The organism is Pseudomonas sp. PDM10 (assembly GCF_014852295.1).
GTDB lineage: Bacteria > Pseudomonadota > Gammaproteobacteria > Pseudomonadales > Pseudomonadaceae > Aquipseudomonas.
Map to the genome: position 1 here is coordinate 152229 of NZ_JACVBJ010000004.1, position 24666 is coordinate 176894.

Consider the following 24666-nt stretch of genomic DNA (forward strand, 5'->3'; position numbering starts at 1 on the left):
GCCACATCACCGTGCACAGCGCTCCAGGCAATGGCTCGCGAGTGACTGTCTCAGTCCCCGAGCCCAGACGCCAAATGACAGGAATTAACGATTAAATTGACGTTTTTTTCTCATTTCAGGCACTACATTCGCCGCGTCTCAAACATGCAAATGATTCCTATTGATCTACACTCATCGACGACGTACCTCGTCGATGCTGTCGAATCTGTGCGCACGATTAAAAAAACAGGAGCTGCCGACGCATGAATGCCCATTTACCTTCTTTCCTGAAAACCGCACTGCTGGCCACCGCTCTGCTGAGCGCTGGCCATGTGTATGCCGCGGATGCCGATGGCATCGTGGTCTACAACGCGCAGCACGAAAGCCTGACCAAATCCTGGATCGAGGGCTTTACCAAGGAAACCGGGATCAAGGTCACCGTTCGCAATGGCGACGACACCGAGATGGGCAATCAGATCGTGCAGGAAGGCCCGGCCTCCCCGGCCGATGTGTTCCTGACCGAAAACTCCCCGGCCATGGTGCTGGTCGACAACGCGGGGCTGTTTGCGCCGGTTGCGCCGGCCACCCTGGAGCAGGTCGGCAATGCTTACCGCCCGGCCCATGGCAAATGGGTGGGGATTGCTGCGCGCTCCACGGTGTTTGTCTATAACCCGAGCAAACTGCCCGAAGCCGAGCTGCCCAAGTCGCTGATGGACCTCGCCGGCCCGAACTGGAAAGGTCGCTGGGGCGCTTCGCCGGCCGGTGCCGACTTCCAGGCCATCGTCGCCGCCGTGCTGGAACTCAAAGGCGAAGCCGCCACCCTGGAATGGCTGAAAGGGATGAAAACCAACTACACGGCCTATCGTGGCAACAGCGCCGTGCTCAAAGCCGTCAACGCCGGGCAGATCGACAGCGGCGTGATTTACCACTATTACAGCTTCGGTGACCAGGCCAAGACCGGCGAAAACAGCAAGAACACCGCCCTGCACTACTTCAAGCACAAGGATCCGGGCGCGTTTGTCAGTGTCTCCGGTGGCGGCGTGCTGGCGTCCAGCAAACACAAGGAACAAGCCCAGGCGTTCCTCAAATGGATCACCGGCAAAGATGGCCAGGCCATCCTCAAAACCGGTAAATCGTTCGAATACGCCGTGGGCAAGAACGCTGAATCCAATCCAAAACTGGTGCCTTTGCAGCAACTCGACGCGCCGACAGTCGATGCTTCAAAACTCGACAGTAAAAAAGCCGTAGAGCTAATGACTCAGGCGGGACTGCTCTAATTGATGCCTGAAACCTTGCCAGCGGGTGTCGCCGAGGCGATACCCGCGAATTTGCGACGACGATCCCGCGGCCTCTTCGCGGGACGTGGTGGCGCGTGGGTGATCAGTTTGTCGGTGCTGGTTTCGCTGCTGTCGCTGCTGCCGATTGCCTTCGTCATCGGCGTATCGTTTCAGACAGGCTGGGCGACCCTTGTGCCACTGGTATTCCGGCCGCGGGTCGCTGAATTATTGGTCAACACCGTTTTACTGGTGGTGATCACGATTCCGTTGTGCGTCACGTTAGGCCTGTGTCTGGCCTGGCTGACAGAGCGCACCAACCTGCCGGGGCGGCGCTGGTGGTCGTTGTTGGCGACCGCGCCGCTGGCGGTGCCGGCGTTCGTCCACAGCTATGCGTGGGTCAGTCTGGTCCCACCGATTCACGGGCTGTTTGCCGGGGTGTTGGTCTCGGTCATCGCCTACTTCCCGTTCCTGTACTTGCCGATTGCTGCGACCCTGCGCAGGCTCGATCCGGCCATCGAAGACGTTGCCGAATCGCTGGGGCTCAAGCCTTGGGCGATATTTTTCCGCGTGGTGCTGCCGCAATTGCGCCTGGCCATCTGCGGCGGCGCGTTACTGGTGGGCCTGCACTTGCTGGCCGAATATGGCCTGTACGCGATGATCCGTTTCGACACCTTCACCACGGCCATCTTCGATCAGTTCAAGTCCACCTTCAACGGCCCCGCCGCCCATATGCTGGCCAGCGTGCTCGCCCTGTGTTGCCTGGTGATGCTGACCGCAGAATCGGCCGCTCGCGGCACGGCGCGTTACGCCCGGGTCGGCTCGGGAAGCGCTCGCGAACAGCGGGTGGTGCGCCTGAAACCCGCAACCACCTTCCTCGCCCTGACCGTACAGATTGCGACCTGCGCGCTGGCACTCGGCGTGCCACTCGTGACCTTAGGTAACTGGCTGATCGCCGGCGGTACGCAGGTCTGGCAGATGGACGAACTTCTGCCGGCGCTGGAGCAGACGCTGCTGCTCGGCGTTGCGGGTGCCGCCCTCACCACCTGCGCTGCCATTCCGATTGCCTGGCTGTCGATTCGCTCTCCGGGCCGGTTGCAACGTGTACTGGAAAGTTGCAACTACATCACCAGTTCGTTGCCCGGGATCGTCGTGGCGCTGGCATTGGTCACCGTCACCATCCATTTCGCCCGGCCGATTTACCAGACGACTGTGACGGTGTTGCTGGCGTATCTGCTGATGTTTTTGCCCCGCGCCCTGGTGAGTTTGCGCGCCGGTATCGCACAGGCGCCGGTGGAGCTGGAAAACATGGCCCGCAGCCTCGGCCGCTCCCCTGCCCGGGCATTGTGGCTGATCACCTTGCGTCTGGCCGCGCCCGGCGCTGCCGCTGGCGCCGCGCTGGTGTTTCTGGCGATCACCAATGAGTTGACCGCCACCTTGCTGCTCGCCCCCAACGGCACGCGCACCCTGGCCACCGGGTTCTGGGCCATGACCAGCGAAATCGACTACGCCGCCGCTGCGCCCTACGCCTTGCTGATGATCCTGCTGTCGCTTCCGTTAACCGGACTTCTTTATCACCAATCCAAACGAACGGCTGGCCGATGAACGCTCTTGAACTCCATTCCATTTCCAAGGCCTACGGCGCCCATCAAGCGCTGGAGAACATCAACCTGTCGGTGCCAACGGGCAGCCGAACGGTCATCGTCGGCCCGTCCGGCTCAGGAAAAACCACGCTGTTGCGGATGATCGCCGGCTTCGAATTCCCGGACACGGGCCGTCTTTCACTGAATGGCCAAACGCTCGTCGATGAGACACACGAGGTTCCGGCGCATCAGCGCCTGATTGGCTATGTTCCCCAGGACGGCGCCCTGTTCCCGCACATGACCGTGGCCGCGAACATCGGTTTCGGGCTTTCGATCAAGGGCAGTGCAAAACAGGAGCGAGTCGCGGAGTTGATGGACAGCGTGGCGCTGGATGCGAACATGGCCAACCGTTGGCCCCATGAACTGTCCGGCGGCCAGCAACAACGTGTGGCGCTGGCGCGGGCGTTGGCGCAACAGCCACGCTTGATGCTGCTGGACGAGCCGTTTTCGGCCCTCGACACCGGGCTTCGAGGCGCCATGCGCAAAATGGTCGCACGGCTGCTGAGCGACGCCGGCGTGACCACCATTCTGGTCACCCATGACCAGAGTGAAGCCTTGTCGTTTGCCGATCAGCTGGCGGTGATGCGCGACGGCAGGCTGGTGCAGTCGGGCCATCCGCTGGACCTTTACCGTTACCCCGAGGATGAACAAACCGCGCTGTTTCTGGGGGATGCCATCGTCATGCCCGCCAGAATCGAAGCCGGCTGGGCCCATTGCGATCTCGGTCGGATACCGGTGAACAACCACCGGGCCAACAAATCGGCGCAGATCATGCTGCGTCCCGAACAACTGCAACTGGTCAGCATTCAGCCCAGCCCCACCAAGGCTGCCGGGTGTCGCGCCGTCGTGACCGAGCGGGATTTCAGTGGCAATTCCTGCACCTTGACGGTGGAACTGGAGGCTTTGGCGTCCGGGCAACAGCCTGGTCGATCATTAATGGTGCGCAGTTCGGGCCTGTATGCACCACCCGCCGGCAGCGAGGTTCACGTCACGACAATCGGCCATGCCCACGTACTGAGCGAATCGTGAACCCCTCCCATCAAAGATCGAACCGGTCCACGGCCCGACGCCGCTCGTTGTCATCGCGCACATCGTAGTTGGCCGTGGTCTGGATGTTGCTGTGATGGGCGAGTTTCTGGGCGATCGACAAGTCGTACTCCTCAATCACTCGGGTAATGAACGAACGTCGAAAATCATGCGGCATGATTTTCACCCCGACCTGCGCGCCCCGCTGTCGGGCGATGTAATAGATCGCATGTTTGGTGATGCGCTCGCGGGTGACGTGACTGCCGCGGCGGATGCGATTGAACAGGAACGAATCGTCCGTTTCGCCCTCCTTCAGTAGCGAGCGCCGCAGCTCCAGCCAGTCATTGAGTTTGGCGAACGCCCAGGCCGGTGCGTACTTGATCAATTGCTTGTTGCCCTTGGCGGTCACACGAAGGCTGCGCTCGGCGAAATCGACCTGATTCAGGTCCAGGTTCACCGATTCCGATTTGCGCATGCCCGAGCCATACAAAATCCCGATGATCGCTGCATCCCTCAACCCTTGTGGCCGTGGATCGGCGGCGCAAACCGCCATCAATTCCTGGATCAGCGTACGCCTGAGGTTTCGCCCCTGGGACAATCGCGTGCCGGCAATCCCCTTGACCGAGCGCATTTTCAGCAAGTGTTCCTGACTGATCAGGCTCATGCGCCACGCTTCGTTCATCACCCCGCGCACCGCGTTGACGTACAGCGAAGAGGTGTTCGGCGCGTAGCCGTCGGTGCGCAAGGTGGCCACCAGTGCGATGACATCTTCGGGTTGCAGGTTGTGCCAGGGAATCTCCTCGACGTTCATGTCTTCGAAGCCCAGCCGGTCAGCGGCGTCCTGCAACACATAACGCATGGTCAGTTGGCTGGAAGGCGCCAGACGTGCCAGGTACAGGGTCAGCGGATTGGTCTTTGAAGGGATTGGGTCGGTAGCGGGTAAGTCAATCAAACGAAACGGCCTTAATGTGGAAACAGTTCATTAAACAACTAAGGATTGAAACATCCTTCATGTAAAGCGGGGCATTTCTGTAGGACTTTCTAGTGGAAATCTCGATGAACGGCACAAGCCTGAACAGTGGCTGTATGACATACAGATAAACGATTCGCCGACCGGGTTTTCATGTTCCTTTCACAAAATCGGGAATAATCTCAATGAATCCGGGGTGACCCTGCTTTTGGTCCCAACCTGCCGAGCATGGCAGCAAAAGTCAACTGATGTGCTTTCTCAGGCATTTGAAGTAACTGACTGATGCAGCTTTTGTTTTATCGTCTAAGCTTGCACTGGATCCAATTATTTTTTAGCCTCACAGGCTATTTGCTCTTCAGCCCCGAGGTGTCCATGAGTCAGGCTTTTCTCCCCTTCTCTCGCCCCAGTATCGGCGATGAAGAAATTGCCGCCGTAGAGCAAGTATTGCGCTCCGGCTGGATCACTACCGGGCGGAAGAACCAGGAACTGGAAGAGCAATTCGCCAACTACGTGGGATGCCGTCATGCCGTGGCACTGTCCTCCGCCACCGGCGGGATGCACATCACGTTACTGGCATTGGGCATTGGTCCTGGCGACGAGGTCATTACGCCGTCCCAGACGTGGGTATCCACCGCCAACATGATCTGCCTGCTGGGCGCGACACCGGTGTTCGTCGACGTTGATCGCGACACGCTGATGAGTGACCTGGCAAGCATCGAAGCCGCGATCACGCCGCGCACCAAAGCCATCATTCCGGTGCACTACGCCGGCGCCGCGTTCGATCTCGATCCGCTTTATGCGTTGGCCGACAAACACGGCATCCCGGTCATCGAAGACGCCGCCCACGCGGCGGGCACTTTCTACAAAGGTCGGCATGTCGGCGCGAAAGGCACGGCGATTTTCTCCTTCCACGCGATCAAGAACATGACCTGCGCCGAGGGCGCCATGTTCGTCAGTGACGATGAGGCCCTGGCCAGTCGTGTGCGCATGCTCAAGTTTCATGGTCTTGGCGTCGACGCCTATGACCGCATGACGCACGGCCGTAAACCTCAGGCCCAGGTCATGGAGCCCGGCTTCAAGTACAACCTGGCCGACATCAACGCCGCCATCGCCCTGGTGCAGCTGGAACGCCTGGACCAGATCAACGCCAAGCGTACCGAACTGGCCGGCGCCTACTTGCAACGCCTGGAAGGCTCAAAGGTGCAGCCATTGGCGATTCCGGCGTACCCGCAACAGCACGCCTGGCACCTGTTCATCCTGCGCATCGACACCGAGCGCTGCGGGCTGGACCGTGAAGCATTCATGAAGGCCCTGCAGGCACAGAACATCGGCACCGGCATTCACTTCATCGCCACTCACCTGCACACCTACTACCGCCAACGCTTCCCCAACATCTATTTGCCCAACACCGAATGGAACTCTGCACGGCTGTGCTCGATTCCATTGTTCCCCGACATGACCCTCGATGACGTCGATCGTGTGGTCGGCGCCATTGAAAACGTTATGGACTCAAGCCTGTGAAACCTTACCCAATCCGTTGCGTGTCGATTGTCATCCCGGTCTACAACGAGCAAGACAGCCTGCCCGAGTTGCTCCGGCGTACCGAAGCGGCCTGTCAGCAATTGCACCATGACTACGAGATTGTATTGGTCGATGACGGCAGCCGCGATGACTCGGCGCAGATCCTCGAAGCCGCCGCCAGTCGCGAGAACAGCCCGGTGGTGGCGGTCATTCTCAACCGCAACTACGGCCAGCACGCGGCAATCATGGCCGGTTTCGAGCAGTGCAAGGGCGATGTGGTCATCACCCTCGACGCCGACCTGCAAAACCCTCCCGAAGAAATCCCGCGGTTGGTGGCTCAGGCCGAGCTGGGTTATGACGTGGTCGCCACCGTGCGCAACAACCGCCAGGACTCAGCGCTACGCCGCTGGCCGTCGAAGCTGATCAACCTGGCCGTGCAGCGCTCCACCGGCGTCGCCATGACTGACTACGGCTGCATGCTCCGCGCTTACCGGCGAACCATCGTCGACGCCATGCTCGCCTGCCGTGAACGCAGCACCTTCATCCCGATCCTCGCCAACAGCTTCGCCCGGCACACCACGGAAATCCTCGTGCTCCACGCCGAGCGCGAACACGGGGAATCCAAGTACAGCCCGATGCGCCTGGTCAATCTGATGTTCGACCTGATCACCTGCATGACTACCACGCCCCTGCGTTTGCTGAGCATCGTCGGCTTCGGCATGGCGGCCCTCGGCGTGCTGTTTGCCAGTTTGCTGATCGTGCTGCGCCTGGCCTTCGGCGCCCATTGGGCCGGCGACGGGACCTTCGTACTGTTCGCCGTGCTGTTCATCTTCACCGGTGGCCAGTTCATCGGCATGGGCCTGTTGGGCGAGTACCTGGGCCGCATGTACAGCGACGTGCGCGCCCGCCCCCGGTTCTTTATCGAAAAGGTTCTGCGTGGTCAGCCTGCTGCCCCTGCTCCCGTTGTCACCGTTGACGGCCTCACTTCCACTTCTTCAGATCAGGTTCTCTCATGAGTGCAAAAGCTATTGTCTTCGCCTATCACGATATCGGCTGTGCCGGCATTGAAACCCTGCTCAGCTCGGGCTTTGAAATTGCCGCCGTGTTTACCCACGCCGATGATCCGAAGGAGAACGCGTTCTATGGCTCAGTTGCGCAACTGTGTGCCCGCAATGGCATCCCGGTGCACGCCCCCGAAGATGCCAACCACCCGCTGTGGATCGAGCGCATCAGCAAGCTCAACCCGGATTACCTGTTCTCGTTCTACTACCGCCACCTGCTGAGCGAACCGCTGCTGGCCACCCCCAGCAAAGGCGCCTTCAACCTGCACGGTTCGTTGCTGCCGCGCTACCGTGGACGCGCACCGGCCAACTGGGTGCTGGTCAACGGCGAAACGGAAACCGGCGTTACCTTGCATCGCATGGTCAAGCGTGCCGATGCCGGCGCCATCATTGCCCAGCAAAAGGTTGCCATCGACCGCAGCGACACCGCCTTGACCCTGCATGGGAAATTGCGCCTGGCCGCCACCGACTTGCTGCGTGACACCTTGCCAGCATTACTCGCCGGCAAAATCAGCGAAACCCCACAGGACGAATCCAAAGCCACTGTGTTTGGTCGTCGCACGCCAGCCGACGGCAAATTGGTCTGGAAGCGTCCCGCCGAAGAGCTGTTCAACCTGGTCCGTGCGGTCACCCAGCCGTATCCAGGCGCGTTCTGCGCCGTGGGCGAGCACAAGCTGATTGTCTGGAGCGCAGAAGTCGCCCAAGGCAATGAAGGTCAAGCGCCTGGTCGCGTCATCAGCGTCAACCCACTGCGAATCGCCTGCGGCGAAGATTCCCTGGTGATTACCGCCGGCCAGCGTAACGACAATGGCCTGTACCTGAGCGGCCCGCAACTGGCCAACGAGCTGGGTCTGGTGGACGGTTCCGTGCTGCGTGGCGCCGAGTCCGGTCGCGCCCCGCGTCGCACCCGCGTGCTGATCCTCGGCGTCAACGGTTTCATCGGCAATCACCTGTCCGAGCGCCTGCTGCGTGACGATAGATACGAAGTCTATGGCCTGGACATCGGCTCGGACGCCATCGACCGTCTGCGCAGTCACCCGAACTTCCATTTCGTCGAAGGCGACATCAGCATCCACTCCGAATGGATCGAATACCACATCAAGAAGTGCGACGTGGTCCTGCCACTGGTGGCGATCGCCACGCCGATCGAATACACCCGCAACCCGCTGCGGGTGTTCGAACTGGACTTTGAAGAGAACCTGAAACTGGTTCGCTACTGCGTCAAATACAACAAACGCGTGATCTTCCCGTCGACCTCCGAAGTCTATGGCATGTGCCAGGATCAGAACTTCGACGAAGACACCTCCAACCTGATCGTCGGTCCGATCAACAAGCAGCGCTGGATCTACTCGATCTCCAAGCAACTGCTCGACCGCGTGATCTGGGCCTATGGCCAGAAAGGCCTGAACTTCACGCTGTTCCGTCCCTTCAACTGGATGGGCCCACGCCTCGACCGCCTGGACTCGGCGCGTATCGGCAGTTCCCGGGCGATCACCCAGCTGATCCTCAACCTGGTGGAAGGCACACCGATTCGCTTGTTCGATGGCGGTGAGCAAAAACGCTGCTTCACCGACATTGCCGACGGCGTAGAAGCCCTGGCGCGGATCATCGACAACGACGCCTGCAACGGCCAGATCATCAACATCGGCAACCCGGACAACGAAGCCAGCATCCGCCAGTTGGGCGAAGAGCTGCTGCGTCAGTTCGAAGCCCACCCGTTGCGCGACAACTTCCCGCCGTTCGCCGGGTTCCGCGATGTCGAAAGCAAAGCGTTCTACGGCACCGGGTATCAGGACGTGTCGCACCGCAAACCGAGCATCGCCAACGCCAAGCGCCTGCTGGACTGGACGCCGACCGTGGAAATGAGTGAAACCATCGGCAACACGCTGGACTTCTTCTTGCGTGAAGCCATGCTCGAAATCGCGGACAAGCGTTAATGCAGGCAGGTCTTCGAATCGATGTCGACACGTACCGAGGCACCCGTGAGGGGGTGCCGCGGCTCCTGGAAATCCTCGATGAAGCGCAGGTCAAGGCGACGTTTTTTTTCAGCGTCGGGCCGGACAACATGGGGCGCCACTTATGGCGCCTGATCCGTCCGCAATTTCTCTGGAAAATGCTCCGTTCCAACGCGGCCGGCCTGTACGGCTGGGACATCTTGCTGGCCGGCACCGCGTGGCCCGGCAAACCGATCGGTCGTGATCTTGGGCATTTGATGCGTCAAACCGTGGCCGCCGGGCATGAAGTCGGCCTGCACGCCTGGGACCATCACGGCTGGCAGGCCAATGCCGGACGGTGGAGCGACAAGCAGCTGATCGAGCAACTTCGTCGGGGCGTGGACACGCTCTGCGATATCCTCGGGCAAAACGTCGAGTGCTCGGCATCCGCCGGGTGGCGGGCGGACGAGCGCGTGATCGAGGCCAAGCAAGCGTTCAGCTTTCGCTACAACAGCGATTGCCGGGGCCAGAGCCTGTTCCAGCCGAGATTGGCCGATGGTGGTTTGGGTGCGCCACAGATTCCGGTGGACCTGCCGACGTTCGATGAGGTAGTCGGCCCCCACGTGGCGGCCAAGGACTTCAACGCCTTCATTCTTGATCGCTTCAACCCCGAAAAACTCAACGTCTATACGATCCATGCCGAAGTAGAAGGGATTCTGATGGCCAACGATTTCCGCAAACTGCTCGCCGATGCGCGCCAGCGAGACATCCATTTTCAACCCTTGGGCGATCTGCTGCCCGAAACCCCCGACACCTTGCCGGTCGGCCGAGTGCTGCGCGGCACCCTCGAAGGTCGCGAAGGCTGGTTGGGAGTGCAAGGCGTATGAGCAAGCGCTGGGCATTGCCGTTGTTGCTGGGCATCTTCTTGCTGGCGTATCTGCTGCCGCTGGGCAGCCACGGCTTATGGATTCCCGACGAAACCCGCTACGCCCAGATCAGCCAGGACATGCTCCTGAGCGGTAACTGGGTGTCGCCGCATTTCATGAGTTTGCGTTATTTCGAAAAACCTGCGGCCGGTTACTGGATGATCGCCGCCAGCCAGGCACTGTTTGGCCAGAACCTGTTCGGCGTGCGGTTTGCCTCCGCCCTGAGCACCGGGCTGAGTGTGTTGCTGTGTTACCTCATCGCTCGCCGGATGTGGAACGATCCACGCAAGAGTTTTGCCTGTGCGCTGCTGTACATGAGCCTCACCGTCATCGCCGGCGCGGCGGGCTACGCCAATCTCGATCCGCAATTTACGTTCTGGGTCAATTTGAGTCTGGTCGCTTTGTGGTTTGCGCTGGACAGCGTCGACCGCACCCAACGCCTGATCAGTTGGGCCGGGTTAGGCCTGGCCTGCGGCATGGGGTTCATGACCAAGGGTTTCCTCGCCTGGTTGTTGCCGGTGTTGATCGCCCTGCCCTGGATGCTCTGGCAAAAACGCTGGCGTGAGCTGCTGATCTACGGGCCGTTGGCGATTGTCGTGGCCATCGCCGTCAGCTTGCCGTGGGCCTTGGCGGTGCATGGCCAAGAGTCCGATTACTGGCGGTTCTTCTTCTGGCACGAACACATCCGCCGCTTCGCCGGGGACGATGCCCAGCATGACGCCCCGTGGTGGTACTACTTGCCGTTGCTGGTGGCGTTCAGTCTGCCGTGGGCGGCGTTGTTGCCAGCGGCGTTGCGCCAGGCGTGGCAAACACGACGTCAGTCGAATATCGCTTTCCTGTTGTTGTGGCTGTTGATGCCGCTGCTGTTTTTCAGCCTCAGCAAAGGCAAATTGCCGAGCTACATCCTGCCGTGCCTGTTACCGCTGGCGTTGCTGCTGGGCCACTCTCTGGTGGACCGCTTGAAACTTGAGCAAGGCCGGATACTGGGCATCAATGGTTTGCTGAACCTGCTGCTGGGCGTGGCGATCCTGGTGGCCCTGGTCTACCTGCAACTGAAAAAGCCGCTCTACAACCATGAACTGCACAACCTGGTGCTGGTGTTCATCGGCCTGACCGGCTGGATCATGGCCAACCTGCTGCAAGCCTTCAGACCCTTGCAATGCTGGGCGGCGCCGGCCTTCGGCAGTCTGCTGCTGATCGGCTTGTTGCCGGCCGGGCTGCCCGAATCGGTGGTCGCCAACAAGATGCCCGACCAGTTCATCCTCGAACATACCGAGGAACTCGGCCAGACCGACCAGTTGCTGAGCAACGACCTCGGCGCCGCCGGGGCCCTGGCCTGGCGCCTGAAGCGCCCGGACGTGGCGTTGTACAACACGATAGGCGAATTGAAATATGGCCTCGCCTATCCTGACGGCGCACAGCAGCGAGTCGACCCGAACCAGGTTCAAGCATGGATGCGCGATGCCCGCCAGAGCGGTTCGGTCGGCGTGGTGATGCGCATCAAGGGTGACGACGAACTGCGCGAAATCGAACGGCTGCCCAAGGATGGCAAGCGCTATGAACAAGGCAACATTGTGATTCTGATTTTTCCTCAGGAGGCGTCATGAGCCTGGTACTGCTCTTGACCGCCTGCCTGCTGACCTGCCTGGGCCAGATCGCCCAAAAGTATGCTGTTGAAAGCTGGCGCGACAAGGCCTTGGGCTGGAACGAGAAACTGCGTTCACCGTGGCTGTGGCTGGCGCTCGCCGCGTTGGGATTGGGCTTGCTGGTATGGCTGCTGGTGTTGCAGCGCCTCGAAGTCGGCATCGCCTACCCGATGCTGAGCCTCAACTTCGTACTGATCACCCTGGTCGCCCGCTTCGTTTTCCACGAAACCATCGACCGTCGCCACTGGTTGGGTGTGGCGCTGGTGATCGGTGGCGTGGTGCTGCTGGGGCAACACACATGAACCTGCGTCGCGGAATTACCTTCGCACTGGGCAGCGTACTGCTGGTGAGTGCCGCGCAATTGGGCATGCGCTGGAGCATGAGCCGCCTGCCATCGCCCGAGCACTGGCTCACCACCAGCATCGATCTGAGCGCTGTCGCCGTGGTGCTGGTCGCCATTTTCGCTTACGCCCTGTCGATGCTCAGCTGGCTTGCCGCCCTGCGGGATTTACCGCTGGGCCGGGCTTATTCGCTGCTGAGTATCAGCTATGCGCTGGTGTACCTGCTGGCCGCCAGCCTGCCGCTGTTCAACGAAACATTCAGCCTTTCAAAAACCATCGGGGTGGCCTTGGTCATCCTCGGTGTCATTACCATTAACTCTCGGCCTGCTCGCACGCGCGAACTCAGGAGTGCCCCATGAAAATCAGTGTATTTGGTAGCGGTTACGTTGGTCTGGTGCAAGCCGCCGTCCTGGCAGAAGTTGGCCACGACGTGGTCTGCATGGACATTGACGAGAAAAAAATCGAGCTGTTGCAGCAAGGCCACGTGAGCATTTTCGAACCGGGGCTGGCCAGCCTGGTGCGTGAAAGCCTGGAAGCCAAACGTCTACAGTTCACCAGCGACGAAAAATTCGCGGTGCAGCATGGTCAGGTGTTGTTTATCGCGGTCGGCACACCGTCCCGGGACGATGGTTCGGCGGATCTGAGTTATGTGCTGTCGGTGGGAGAAGCCGTGGCGCGTCATCGTGAACAACCGGTGATTCTGGTGGAGAAATCCACGGTGCCGGTGGGCACGGGTGACACCTTGCGCGCGCACATCGACAAGTGCCTGATCAAGGTCGGCCGCTTGCTGCAGTTCGATATCGTCTCCAACCCGGAATTTTTGAAAGAAGGCTCGGCCGTGGCCGATTGCCGGCGTCCGGACCGGATCATCATCGGCTGCGAACGCGATGAAGTGCGTGACGTGATGCGTGACCTCTACGCGCCCTTCAACCGCAACCATGACCGGGTCATGTTCATGGACCTGCGCAGCGCCGAGCTGACCAAGTACGCCGCCAACTGCATGCTGGCGACCAAGATCAGCTTCATCAACCAGATCGCCGAACTGGCCGAACACCTGGGCGCCGACATCGAATCGGTGCGCCTGGGCATCGGCGCCGATTCGCGCATTGGCTACCATTTCATCTACCCCGGCTGCGGTTATGGCGGCTCGTGCTTTCCCAAGGACATGCGCGCGCTGATCCACAGCGCTGAAGAGGCGCATTGCTCCAACGATTTGCTGAAAGCGGTAGAAGCAATCAACGAGCGTCAGAAGCACAAGCTGTTCGAGCGCATCAACGCGTTCTACAAGGGGGATTTGCGCGGCAAGACCTTTGCCGTGTGGGGACTGGCGTTCAAACCGAACACCGACGACATGCGCGATGCACCGAGTCGGGTGCTGCTCGAATCACTGTGGGCCGCCGGAGCCAGCGTCCGCGCGTTCGACCCGGAAGCCATGCAGGAAACCCAGCAACTGTATCCCGATGAACCCAAGTTGATGCTCATGGGCACACCGGAATCGGTATTGTCCGGCGCTGACGCGTTGATCATCTGCACCGAATGGCAGCAGTTCAAGGCCCCGGATTTCAACCTGATCAAACAACGGCTCAACGCACCGATAATCTTCGACGGACGCAACCTCTACGACGCCGATCGCCTGGCTCGCGCCGGCTTCAAGTACTTCCCGATGGGCCGCGGTGAATCGCGCAATCTGCCGATTCCGCATCAGCAGTGGCCCGCTGCATCGGTCACCGCTTGATTGCGATGTCACCTGGTATCCGCCGACAGTCGCTAGGCCTGGGACTGTTGGCGCTGCTGCTGTTCAGCGCCGGGGTGTATCAGCAGGCGGTGATCGGCTTCGATTCGCGCTTCGTGTTATTCGCTCAGGAAATGCTGCGCCACGGGCCGTCCGTTTTTCCGACCACCTATGGCCAGCCGTATGCAGACTATTCGGCGCTTGTGACGCTGTTCACCTGGTTGCTGTCGCTGCCGTTCGGTCAGGTCAACAGCCTGAGTGCCTGGTTGCCGAGCGCCATTGCCGGGGCGTTGATCGTCACACTGATGTACCGGTTGCTGGCGCCCTACTCCCAGCGTTGGGCGTTGCTAAGCATCGCCTTGATGCTGCTGACCAACACGTTTGTCACCGAAGCCCGTGCCGTGTCCCTGGATTTGATGCTCGCGGCGGTGGCGTTTTCGGTGTTCTACCTGGGCTATGCCGCCGATCATTTCGCAGCAAAGCGCCGGTGGTGGCTGATCTTTGCCTTGTTGCTGCTGGGTTTCGGGATTCGCGGGCCGATCGGGCTGGTGATTCCCACGGGCATGCTGTGCAGCTATTTCTTGCTCAATCGACAATGGCCGCATTTTTTTGGTTTTGGCCTGATGGCGTCGGTGCTGCTGGGTTTGTGCATTGGCGTGCTGCTGTGGCTGGCGGAAACCGTCGGCGGCCCGGAGTTCATGCACGACGTGGTGCGCATGCAGTTCATGGGGCGCATGGACGGTAGCGAAGGCGTCAGCGGTTCGCTGTATTACTTCACCAGCTCGGTGGGCAACTATGCGCTCGCGTACCCATTGGCATTGCTGGTACTGGCCGCCGTCTGGCTGACAACTCCACGTCAGGCCGGTCCTGCATTGCGTCTGTTGCAGTACTGCACGGCAGCCGGCCTAATCGTGATGGTCGGGCTCTCGATCCCCCAGGCCAAAAAGGCCCGCTACCTGCTGCCGATGTTGCCCATGGCAGCGATCATTGCGGCGTATCCGTTTCAGGTGGCGCACGGTCGGGTATTCGCCTGGTTACGGGGGTTGATGCAAGGGGTGTGGTTGTTGATTCCCGCCCTGTTGGCCGTTGGATTGATGGTCGCTCACCGACGTTTTTCCGAGCAATTGCCGGCGCTGACTGCAATTCTGATCATTCTTGGCGTGCTGCAAGTCATTGCGCTGGCGGTGCTTTTGCGGCCCGGCTGGCGGGCTCAGACACTGGCCTGGTGCGCGGTCCTGGCGTTGTGGTCGGTCTACATTCTGGTATTCGAACCGGTCGAACGCCGACTCTACGACACCCGGGCTTTCAGCCGCGCGGCCTTCGCACTGGTCCAGAAAGACCCGGCGCCCCTGGTGCTGCACGCCATGGGTAAAGACGCCAAGGCGATCAAGTTCATGGTCAATATCGAGCAGGACTTACAGCCGGTTTTCACCGAATCGACCCAAGAGCTGGAAAACCTTCAGCGGCCAGCATGGTTGATGATGGATGAAAACGACTACCGCGCCCTGCAGGGCACGCCGTTGGGTGCGTTGCCGCCCGTGTTGAGCGGCAGTTTCGACAAAAACGATTACATCCTGCTGCATGTGAAACCGTAGTCAGGGGGATTGGATTGGGTACATATCCGTTTCTTCGGTAACGGATATACACCCAATCAAAGCAACCACTATGTAGGTCCACCTGAAACCCCGAGCATTACGGTGTACACCATGCTTTATGTAGCACCTGGCGAAGCCTGCATTCGAACGCACAGCAGTCGTAAGTTTTTCAGCGCAACAAGTTGCTGCAAGTCGCGATTAATCCGATCGATTCAGACCACGTTTCGCGTGTTGTCGACATCACACCGGCGCCTTCAAATCAACCCCCAACGCCTGGGCAAACGCCTTGACCAGCGGACTGCGCACGGTGTTGTGGCGAAGGATCAGATTGAACGGCGTGACGATGTGGATGAGGTCCGGACGCACCGCCCGAAACTGCCCCTGAGCGACCATCGATGCGGCGTAATGCTGTGGCAGAAAACCCACGAAACGCCCGGTCTTGATCAACAATGCCACCGCTTCGACCTGGCTGGCCGAGGCAGAAAAGCTGTCGTAGTGGGCAAAATTCAGTTTGTCGCGATGAATCGCGTAGCGGTGGTTGATGCACTGGTAATCCTTGAGCACATGACTGCCGATTTCTGCCTCCGGCACCGTGAATAACGGATGACCGACCCCGCAATAAACTTCGGAGCGTTCTTCATAAAGCGTGTAGTAATCAAACTCTTCGCGCTTCTGATAAACCGGCACGATCCCCGCCACTAACCGCCCCTCTACCACGCCTCTTTCCACTTCATCCAGCTGAGAGGCTTGAAGTTGAAATCTTACTTTCGGCGATGTTTCATTAATTGTTCTAAGCGCAGCAACTAACGGCGAATTAACATCGGAAATCGTATTATCAATAACCCCCACACCAAGGTCACCGATCAGTTCGTTTTGCGCTGAACTAAGGCGATCACGAAAGTTGTCGACCGAGGCAAATAAATCAATGGACGCCTGATACACCAGACGCCCCTCTTCGGTCAGGTGAAAACCCTCGCGACCGCGGGTGCACAGGCGCATGCCGATGCGGATCTCCAGGTCGGAGATCTGTTTGCTGATGGCTGCCAGTCCCACATTCAGCTCGTTCTGGGCGGCACTGAAGCCGCCGGCCTCGACCACGGCCTTGAATACTTTGAGCAGTTTGAAGTCCAGACCGCTGAGGGTCAGCGGTGCCCGATGACCCGTTTTCAGCGGCGGGTTTCCGGAATTGGAAAGTGGGGTTTCCATAATGCCTATTTACCTCTGGCGCCCTATTCAACAACCTGTGTCCAACAACAAAAACAGTGCTGGTAAATAATAATGACCACAGAAAACCAGGCTTGGCAACCGCTAATAAATCCCGCACATCAGTGCCAACTCACTGATTTCGAACTATTAAAAGCTGACACTTCGATCAGCTCTCGCAACGATGCAACTGCCCTCTTGAAAACTGCTTAAGCCGAACCACGCCCGAATCATTTCCGGCAGATGTTCCTGGCTCTGCACATCGATTTCAGTTCGCTTTACCGACGAGGAAAACAACAATGTCTCAAACCACCGACCGTCTCTGGGGTGCCCGCTTCAAAAGCGGCCCGTCCGAAGCCCTGGCGGCCTTGTCCCGTTGCCCCGAGCGCTACTTTCGCCTCACCCCGTACGACCTCGCCGGTTCCAAGGCGCATGCCCGTGAATTGCAGCGCGCCGGGCTGCTGAGCGAACAAGAAACCCTGACCATGCTCGACGCTCTGGAGCGCATCGGTGATGACTTCCGCGCCGGTAGCATCGCGCCGACCCTGGACGACGAAGACGTCCACACCTTTATCGAACGCCTGCTGACCGAACGCCTCGGGGCCCTAGGCGGCAAGCTGCGCGCCGGCCGTTCACGCAACGACCAGACCGCCAACGACCTGCGCCTGTTCCTGCGTGATCACGTCCGCACCCTGGCCGTTGAAGTCCTGGCCCTGCAACAAGCACTGGTGGATCAGGCCGAGCAGCACATCGAAAGCATCTGCCCGGGCTTCACTCACCTGCAGCAAGCCCAGCCGATCGTCTTCGCTCACCACTTATTGGCCCACGCCCAATCCATGTTGCGTGACGTGCAACGCCTGGTGGACTGGGACGTGCGCACTTCGCTGTCGCCACTCGGCGCGGCGGCCATGGCCGGTTCCGCCATCGCGCGCTTGCCTCAGCAATCTGCCAAGGAAATGGGTTACAGCGGCGTGTGTGAAAACTCCATCGACGCCGTGGCCAGCCGCGATCACGTTGCCGAGTTCCTGTTTATCGCCAGCATGCTCGGGATCAACATTTCCCGGCTCGCCGAAGAGTTCTGCCTGTGGTCGTCGCGGCAGTTTCGCTGGGTCGCGCTGGACGATGCCTACGCCACCGGTAGCTCGATCATGCCGCAGAAGAAAAACCCGGACATCGCTGAACTGGCCCGGGGCAAGGCGGGTCGGCTGATCGGCAACCTGACCGGCCTGCTTTCCACGCTGAAATCCCTGCCGCTGTCGTACAACCGCGACTTGAGCGAAGACAAAAACGGCGTGCTCGACAGTGTCGACACCCTGTTGCTGGTGCTGCCAGCCATGGCCGGGATGGTCGCGACCATGAAGGTCAACGTCGAAGAGTTGCGTCGTCAGGCGCCACTGGGTTTCACCCTCGCCACCGAAGTCGCCGACTGGCTGGCCATGCGCGGCGTGCCGTTCAAGGAAGCCCACGAAATCACCGGTGCGCTGGTCCAGGCCTGCGAGAAACACGACATCGAACTGTGGGAAGCATCGCCGGCGCTGTTGGCCGAGATTGACCCGCGCCTGACCGCGCAAGTGCGCGACAGCCTGACCCTCGAAGCCGCCATCGCCGCCCGCAGTGGCTGGGGCGGCACCGCGCCGCAACAGGTGCGCGAGCAGATCGGCCGCTTGAAAACCGCCCTCGCCGCCCAGCAAGCATGGACCGAAAATTATCAAGGTTTCCGGCTCTGAAGCAGAACACAAAACCTGTGGGAGCGAGCCTGCTCGCGATAGCGGTATGACATTCAACACCCCTGTGCCTGACCCGCCGCCATCGCGAGCAGGCTCACTCCCACAGGGATTGTGTGTGACCTGAAACACCCGTGTACGGAGAAACAACATGAGCCAGACTCAGGCAGAACGACTCCAGGCGGAGCGCAAACTGGCGGAAAACCAGTTCGATATCACCCAGTACCACCATGTGCCACGGCGTTACTACGGGCGGATTTTCTTCGCCACTGTGATTGTCATTGCGATTATCGGGCTGGTGCGGGCCTTCGCCGAAGGCAAGATCGAGTGGTCTTATATCGGCCAGTTCCTCACTTCCCAAGCGATCATGTGGGGCTTGCTCAACACCATCGTCATGGCGGTGCTGGCCATGGCCCTGGGCATCGTTTTCGGGGTGATCACCGCGATCATGCGCATGTCGGCCAACCCGATCCTGCGCTACGTGGCGGTGACCTACACCTGGCTGTTCCGCGGTACGCCGCTGATCCTGCAACTGCTGTTGTGGTTCAACCTGGCGCTGATCTTCCCCACCATCGGCATCCCCGGCCTGTTCGAAATGGACACCGTGAGCCTGATGACCCCGTTCGCGGCCGCCCTCCTCGGCTTGAGCATCAACCAGGGCGCCTACACCGCCGAAGTGGTGCGGGCCGGCCTGCTGTCGGTGGACACCGGCCAGTACGAAGCCGCCAAGTCGATCGGCATGCCGCGCCTGCAAGCGCTGCGCCGGATCATCCTGCCGCAAGCCATGCGGGTGATCATTCCGCCGGTCGGTAACGAGTTCATCGGCATGGTGAAAATGACCTCCCTGGCGAGCGTCATCCAGTACTCGGAACTGCTCTACAACGCCCAGAACATCTACTACGCCAACGCCCGGGTCATGGAGCTGCTGATCGTCGCCGGTATCTGGTACCTGGCCACGGTCACCGTCCTGTCCTTCGGTCAAAGCCGTCTGGAGCGTCGTTTCGCTCGCGGCGCCGGCAAGCGTTCTTGAGGAGCCCCACATGAGAAGCATCGTCAAGGCCGTGAGCCTGAACAAGTACTACGACCATTTCCACGCGCTCAAGGACATCAACATCGAAGTCGAGCAAGGCGAAGTGCTGTGCATCATCGGCCCGTCCGGCTCCGGCAAAAGCACCTTGCTGCGTTGCATCAACCAGCTGGAAAAAATCGACAAGGGCGGCCTCTGGGTCGACGGCGAACTGGTGGGTTACCGGATCGTCGGCAACAAGCTGCACGAACTCAACGAATCGCAGATCGCCCGTCAACGCCTGGCCACCGGCATGGTGTTCCAGCGCTTCAACCTGTTCCCGCACATGACTGTGCTGCAAAACATCATCGAAGGGCCGTGTCAGGTGCTCAAGCGTTCGCCCAAAGAGGCGCACGAAGAAGCCTTGGAATTGCTTGCTCGCGTCGGCCTGGCCGACAAGCGCAACAGCTACCCGATCGAACTCTCGGGGGGGCAGCAACAACGCGTCGCCATTGCCCGTGCACTGGCCATGCGGCCCAAGCTGATGCTGTTCGATGAACCCACTTCGGCACTCGACCCGGAACTGGTCGGTGAGGTGCTGTCGGTGATGCGTGACCTCGCGCAGACCGGCATGACCATGATCGTCGTCACCCATGAACTGGGCTTCGCTCGCGAAGTTTCCAACCGCATGGTGTTCATGGACGGCGGGCAGATCGTGGAGGCTGGAAGCCCCGAAGAAATACTAATAAGTCCGCAAAACCCACGCACCCAAAGCTTCATTTCTGCCGTTCGAACCTAAGCGTCCTTTGGCGCTCACAACACTCATAAGAGAACGACCATGAAGAACATAGTTATTCCAGCAGTACTTGCAGGCGTTATGGCTTGCGGCTTCACCTGGGCCGCCGAACTACCGGCCAGCATCAAAGCAAAAGGCGAGGTCGTGGTAGCGATCATGCCGAACTACCCGCCGATGGACTTCAAGGACCCGGCCACCAACACCCTCACGGGTCTCGACTATGACCTGGGCAATGCCCTCGCCGAACGTCTGGGCGTGAAGATCAAATGGCAGGAAACCGGTTTCGAGCAAATGATCAATGCGCTGACCACCGACCGCGTGGACATGGTGATGTCGGGCATGACCGACACCGCCGAACGTCAGGCCAGCGTGACCTTCGTCGACTACTTCACCAGCGGACCGCAGTTCTACACCTTGCAGAAGAACAAGGATTTCAACGAGATCATTGATTTGTGCGGCAAGAAAGTCGGCACCAGCCGCCGCACCACCTTCCCGGCGGAAATCGCTGAGTGGAGCAAGGCCAATTGCGAAGCCGCCGGCAAGCCTGCGATCAACGTGATCGGCACCGAAGGCTCGGCCGATGCCCGCGCGCAATTGCGTCAGAGCCGTATCGACGCCGCCATGCAGGGCAGCGAGACCTTGCCCTACCTGAAGACTCAGGAAAAGGACATGTACAAAACCGTGGGCCTGCCGATCTCCAAGCAGTTCACCGGACTGGGCGTGAGCAAGAAAAAGCCTGAGCTGAGTGAGGCGGTGAAAGTGGCGATGCAGAGCATGGTGGATGACGGCACTTACCAGACGATCCTGAAGAAATGGGACCTGGAGTTGGGTGCGATCAAGACTGTGACCATCAACGCCGGCAAGTAATCTGGTTCGAAATCGCCCCCTCACCCCAACCCTCTCCCCAGGGGGGAGAGGGGGAAAGGGAGCAGATCTTCATGTTTTTCAGAACCTGAGCTCGACTCAATATTTCAGGTCGCAGTAACTCGAGAGATCACCTCGGTCAGCTCCCTCTCCCCTCTGGGGAGAGGGTTGGGGTGAGGGGTCGATTTTGACCGCACCAACGATCAACAACCGGAGCGCCACACCCATGTCCTCCTCACCCCAACCCACCTGGCCCGACCAACACACAGCCTGCCTCGCCCTGGCTTTCGACCTCGACGGCCCGACCGGCGATGCCATGCTCAACGGCTCGATCTGGCGCAAGCCCGAGTACTTCGGTTTTGGTGGTTACGGCCCTTACCGCGCCTTGCCACGAATCCTCGATGTGCTCGATGAGTACCAAATCCCGACGACGTTCTTCGTCCCGGCCTGGGTCGTGGAGAACTGGCCGAAACAGTGCCAGGCGATTGTCGAGCGCGGGCATGAAGTGGCCTACCACGGCTACAAACACGAATCCTTTTACGCCCTGACGCTGGAACAGCAAAAGGACGTGATGAACAAATCCCGCGAGGTGTTCTGGAAGCACTTGAACATTCGCGCCGAAGGGTTTCGCACCCCGTCCGGCGACTGGCGGGCCGAAACCCCGGCGATGCTGGTGGACGCCGGCGTGACCTACTCCAGCAGCATGCGCGGTGATGACCGGCCGTACCTGGTGAAAGTGCCGGGCCACGAAACACCGCTGGTGGAAATCCCCGGTCGCTGGGAAATGGACGATTACGCCTCCCTCGCCTACACCCGCGCGCCGGACTTTCCTTCCGGGCTGGACCGCACCGCCAGCTACGCGCTGACCCTCGATAACTGGTGCCGCGAATACGACGGTGCGATGAACGAAGGGTTGTGCCTGACCACCCTGTTCCATCCCAAGATCACCGGCAAACCAGGACGCATCCTGCTGCTGGAAAAACTCTTCGAACACATGCGCCAGCGCGATGACGTGTGGTTCGCTACGTGCCGCGATGTCGCCCAGTGGTGGCTGAAGGAGCATCACCATGGCTGATTCCACTGTCTGGCCCAAAGGCTACCGCTGCGCCGTGGTACTGACCGTCGATTACAACGACATCCACGGCATTCTCACCCAGGCCCCGGAAGTCGCCGGGCGCGACAAGACGCTGTCGGTCTGGCGCTATGGCACCCAACGCGGCGTCGACCGTTTGCTCGGTTTGTTCGACGAACAGGGGGTTTCCAGCAGCTGGTTTATTCCCGGTATCGTCGCCGAGGAAAACCCCGAGCACATTCGGGCAATCCAGGCCGGTGGACATGAGATCGCCTGCGCTGGTTATCGCCATCAGCACTACGACAACCTGAGCCTCACCGAGCAAAGCGCCGAGATTGCCAAAGGCTGCGAGGCGTTGAGCGCGCTGACTGGCCAGCGCCCGACGGGCTTTCGCATCCCGGCCGGCAACGGTGCGCCGGGTTTCATCGGGGCGTTGAAGGATCAAGGCATTCGCTGGTCATCGTCGTGGCGCGGTGATGATTTGCCATTCGCTCATCCGACGGCACCCGACGTCATCGAGTTGCCGTTGCACTACGAACTGGAAGACGAACCCTACTTCGCTTTCAACCTGAGCCCGGCCGTGCCGCCGGCGCAATCGCGGATCGCTTCTTACAGCCACACCCTGGGCAACCTGCAAATGGACTTCGCCGGGTTTCACCGGTTTGGTTTGTGTTATGTGCTGCGGCTGCACCCGGAGATCATTGCTACGCCCGGGCGGATTGGCGTGTTGCGCGAGTTGCTGGAGGGGATTCAACAGCACGATGACGTGTGGGTTGCCACGGGTGCCGAGGTTGCTCAATGGTGGGCTGAATCGGCGCTGCCGGTGACCGAGGACCATCCAGCGGCCGTGTATGAGCGGCATTATCGGGATTACCTTTCATGAGTGAACGGATGCAGCGACTGGCGCAGTTCTGCGTCGACAGCCGATTCGAAGACTTGCCGCCCGCACTGGTGGCCCAAGCCAAGCGGCACATACTCGACACCTTCGGCGCGACCCTGGCCGGGGCTGGCAGCGAGGTAGCCAAGCAGGCACGGCAGGTCTTCGACGGAGAAACCGGGAGCACGCTGATCTGGGGCACCGATCAGCGCACCGGCGCGGCTCAGGCCGCCATGCTCAATGGTGTCGCCGCCCATGCCCTGGAACTGGACGACACCGGGGGCTGCGACCATTCCGGCGCGGTGGTGCTGCCGGCAGTCATGTCTGCGGTGTCGATGTCTGGAAAACCGGTGAATGGCCGGGAGTTGATCACCGCTGTGGTAATCGGCTACGAAATCGGCCGTCGGGTGCTCGAAGCCTGCGGCAGCTACTCAGCCCACAACGGCGCCGGCTGGCACTCCACCGCCACCTGCGGCGTGTTCGGTGCGGCGGCGGCCAGTGCGCGAATTCTCGGACTGGATATCGGGCAAACCGTCTCGGCGCTGGGCATTGCCGGCAGTTTCAGTGGGGGGTTATGGGCGTTTATCCACGACGGTTCGCAAAGTAAAAAACTTCACAGTGGTCGTGCCGCCGAGGGTGGATTGCTGGCGGCGCGTTTTGCCCAACGAGGCATCAGCGGGCCGACCCGATTATTCGATGATGTCTGGGGCGGATTTCTCAAGACGTTGGCAAGTGAGACTGCACAACCTGACGCGCTGGATGCCGACCTGGGCGTCGTGTGGAAACTCGCTCGCTGTTCGATCAAACCTCATGCCGCGTGCCGCGGAACGCATTCAGCCATTGATGCGCTGGGGCTGTTGCTGGATCAACTGCAGGTCAGCGCGGATCAGGTCGAGGACGTTCAGGTGTCGTTGTGCGGGTTTCTGCAGGACATGTGCGGCGGGCGCGACGTCGGTACGCTGGCGGCGGCGCAGATGAGCCTGCCGTATGCCCTCGCGGCCCGGCTGGTGCAGGGGCATTGCCGGTTGGAGGCGTACGACGATGAGCAACGGGGCGATCCAAGGATTGCTCACTGGATGTCGCGCATCCGCCTTGAAGTGGACCCGCAACTGTCAGAGGATGGCGAGCCAGTCGTCAGCGTGCGGACCGTGGACGGTCGGCAGGCGAGCCTGTGTGTCGACCCGCCACTGGGTGCGCCGGGCAATCCGTTGAGTGATGCGGCGCTGGAGGAGAAGTTTTTCAGCCTGGCGGTGCGGGTGATGCCGCGGGAGCAAGCGGCGGAACTGCTTGAGCAGTTGTGGCGGGTTGAAGAATTGGAATCCATTGAGTTGTCGATCGTTCCCACGCTCCGCGTGGGAATGCAGCCCGGGACGCTCCGCGTCCCTGCCGAAGCGGACGCAGAGCGTCCATTGAGGCATTCCCACGCAGAGCGTGGGAACGATCAGTCAGAGATCATTAAATAAGGATATTTGCACC

At 60.3% G+C, this 24666-nt stretch carries 21 protein-coding genes; 19 read left to right on the forward strand and 2 right to left on the reverse strand.

The annotated features are described in order from the left end of the window. Positions 1–242: 242 nt before the first annotated feature. The 3 genes from IB252_RS15250 to IB252_RS15260 are packed head-to-tail and all read left to right on the forward strand — an operon-like array spanning position 243 to position 3925. Positions 243–1256: an iron ABC transporter substrate-binding protein gene (locus IB252_RS15250; RefSeq protein ID WP_192409393.1), complete on the forward strand. Its 1014-nt coding sequence runs from the start codon at positions 243–245 to the stop codon at positions 1254–1256. Between the two features lie 3 nt (positions 1257–1259). Further along, positions 1260–2858 carry an ABC transporter permease gene (locus IB252_RS15255; RefSeq protein ID WP_192409394.1) on the forward strand — a complete coding sequence of 533 codons (1599 nt, stop codon included), beginning with the start codon at positions 1260–1262 and terminating at the stop codon, positions 2856–2858. Next, positions 2855–3925: an ABC transporter ATP-binding protein gene (locus IB252_RS15260; protein WP_111451630.1), complete on the forward strand. Its 1071-nt coding sequence runs from the start codon at positions 2855–2857 to the stop codon at positions 3923–3925. The genes IB252_RS15255 and IB252_RS15260 overlap by 4 nt, the downstream gene beginning before the upstream one ends. Before the next feature lie 10 nt (positions 3926–3935). Here IB252_RS15260 and xerC read toward each other — a convergent pair whose 3' ends face one another. Then, positions 3936–4874, reverse strand: a complete 939-nt coding sequence (gene xerC / locus IB252_RS15265; protein WP_371922180.1) for a tyrosine recombinase XerC — start codon at positions 4872–4874, stop codon at positions 3936–3938. 390 nt (positions 4875–5264) lie between these two features. Here xerC and arnB point away from each other — a divergent pair, with 390 nt between their 5' ends. The 9 genes from arnB to IB252_RS15310 are packed head-to-tail and all read left to right on the forward strand — an operon-like array spanning position 5265 to position 15648. Further along, positions 5265–6413 carry a UDP-4-amino-4-deoxy-L-arabinose aminotransferase gene (arnB, locus tag IB252_RS15270; protein ID WP_192409395.1) on the forward strand — a complete coding sequence of 383 codons (1149 nt, stop codon included), beginning with the start codon at positions 5265–5267 and terminating at the stop codon, positions 6411–6413. Continuing rightward, complete coding sequence (gene arnC, locus IB252_RS15275; RefSeq protein ID WP_192409396.1) at positions 6410–7429, forward strand: undecaprenyl-phosphate 4-deoxy-4-formamido-L-arabinose transferase; 1020 nt, start codon at positions 6410–6412, stop codon at positions 7427–7429. The genes arnB and arnC overlap by 4 nt, the downstream gene beginning before the upstream one ends. After that, positions 7426–9411 carry a bifunctional UDP-4-amino-4-deoxy-L-arabinose formyltransferase/UDP-glucuronic acid oxidase ArnA gene (gene arnA / locus IB252_RS15280; protein WP_192409397.1) on the forward strand — a complete coding sequence of 662 codons (1986 nt, stop codon included), beginning with the start codon at positions 7426–7428 and terminating at the stop codon, positions 9409–9411. The genes arnC and arnA overlap by 4 nt, the downstream gene beginning before the upstream one ends. Beyond that, entirely contained in the window at positions 9411–10295 is an 885-nt protein-coding gene (arnD, locus tag IB252_RS15285; protein WP_111451627.1) for a 4-deoxy-4-formamido-L-arabinose-phosphoundecaprenol deformylase, read from the forward strand. Before arnA ends, arnD begins: the two co-directional genes overlap by 1 nt. Beyond that, entirely contained in the window at positions 10292–11941 is a 1650-nt protein-coding gene (gene arnT / locus IB252_RS15290) for a lipid IV(A) 4-amino-4-deoxy-L-arabinosyltransferase (RefSeq protein WP_192409398.1), read from the forward strand. The genes arnD and arnT overlap by 4 nt, the downstream gene beginning before the upstream one ends. Then, the gene (gene arnE, locus IB252_RS15295; RefSeq protein WP_192409399.1) at positions 11938–12282 is read left to right on the forward strand and encodes a 4-amino-4-deoxy-L-arabinose-phosphoundecaprenol flippase subunit ArnE; all 345 of its coding nucleotides are present in this window, start codon (positions 11938–11940) and stop codon (positions 12280–12282) included. The genes arnT and arnE overlap by 4 nt, the downstream gene beginning before the upstream one ends. Further along, positions 12279–12680 (forward strand): 4-amino-4-deoxy-L-arabinose-phosphoundecaprenol flippase subunit ArnF, encoded by a 402-nt coding sequence (arnF, locus tag IB252_RS15300; protein ID WP_111451624.1) that lies wholly within the window; start codon positions 12279–12281, stop codon positions 12678–12680. Before arnE ends, arnF begins: the two co-directional genes overlap by 4 nt. Beyond that, a complete protein-coding gene (locus tag IB252_RS15305; protein ID WP_192409400.1) occupies positions 12677–14056 on the forward strand; it encodes a UDP-glucose dehydrogenase family protein in 1380 nt (459 codons plus the stop codon). The genes arnF and IB252_RS15305 overlap by 4 nt, the downstream gene beginning before the upstream one ends. Before the next feature lie 5 nt (positions 14057–14061). Continuing rightward, positions 14062–15648: an ArnT family glycosyltransferase gene (locus tag IB252_RS15310; protein ID WP_192409401.1), complete on the forward strand. Its 1587-nt coding sequence runs from the start codon at positions 14062–14064 to the stop codon at positions 15646–15648. Between the two features lie 240 nt (positions 15649–15888). On the opposite strand, the gene IB252_RS15315 is transcribed toward IB252_RS15310, so the two are convergent. After that, entirely contained in the window at positions 15889–16854 is a 966-nt protein-coding gene (locus tag IB252_RS15315) for a LysR family transcriptional regulator (protein WP_192409402.1), read from the reverse strand. A 296-nt stretch (positions 16855–17150) separates the two neighbouring features. On the opposite strand from IB252_RS15315, the gene argH reads away from it, so the two are divergent. From argH to IB252_RS15350, 7 genes are all read left to right on the forward strand, one after another. Then, positions 17151–18578 (forward strand): argininosuccinate lyase, encoded by a 1428-nt coding sequence (gene argH / locus IB252_RS15320; protein WP_192409403.1) that lies wholly within the window; start codon positions 17151–17153, stop codon positions 18576–18578. 148 nt (positions 18579–18726) lie between these two features. Next, positions 18727–19605 carry an amino acid ABC transporter permease gene (locus tag IB252_RS15325; protein ID WP_111451620.1) on the forward strand — a complete coding sequence of 293 codons (879 nt, stop codon included), beginning with the start codon at positions 18727–18729 and terminating at the stop codon, positions 19603–19605. A 10-nt stretch (positions 19606–19615) separates the two neighbouring features. Then, positions 19616–20380: an amino acid ABC transporter ATP-binding protein gene (locus tag IB252_RS15330; protein WP_111451619.1), complete on the forward strand. Its 765-nt coding sequence runs from the start codon at positions 19616–19618 to the stop codon at positions 20378–20380. Between the two features lie 39 nt (positions 20381–20419). Next, positions 20420–21244: an ABC transporter substrate-binding protein gene (locus IB252_RS15335; protein ID WP_111451618.1), complete on the forward strand. Its 825-nt coding sequence runs from the start codon at positions 20420–20422 to the stop codon at positions 21242–21244. 223 nt (positions 21245–21467) lie between these two features. Next, positions 21468–22316, forward strand: a complete 849-nt coding sequence (locus IB252_RS15340; protein ID WP_192409404.1) for a polysaccharide deacetylase family protein — start codon at positions 21468–21470, stop codon at positions 22314–22316. Next, on the forward strand, positions 22309–23196 hold the full coding sequence (locus IB252_RS15345; RefSeq protein ID WP_192409405.1) for a polysaccharide deacetylase family protein: 888 nt from the start codon (positions 22309–22311) through the stop codon (positions 23194–23196). Before IB252_RS15340 ends, IB252_RS15345 begins: the two co-directional genes overlap by 8 nt. Next, positions 23193–24653: an MmgE/PrpD family protein gene (locus IB252_RS15350; RefSeq protein WP_225607459.1), complete on the forward strand. Its 1461-nt coding sequence runs from the start codon at positions 23193–23195 to the stop codon at positions 24651–24653. Before IB252_RS15345 ends, IB252_RS15350 begins: the two co-directional genes overlap by 4 nt. Positions 24654–24666: the final 13 nt, after the last annotated feature.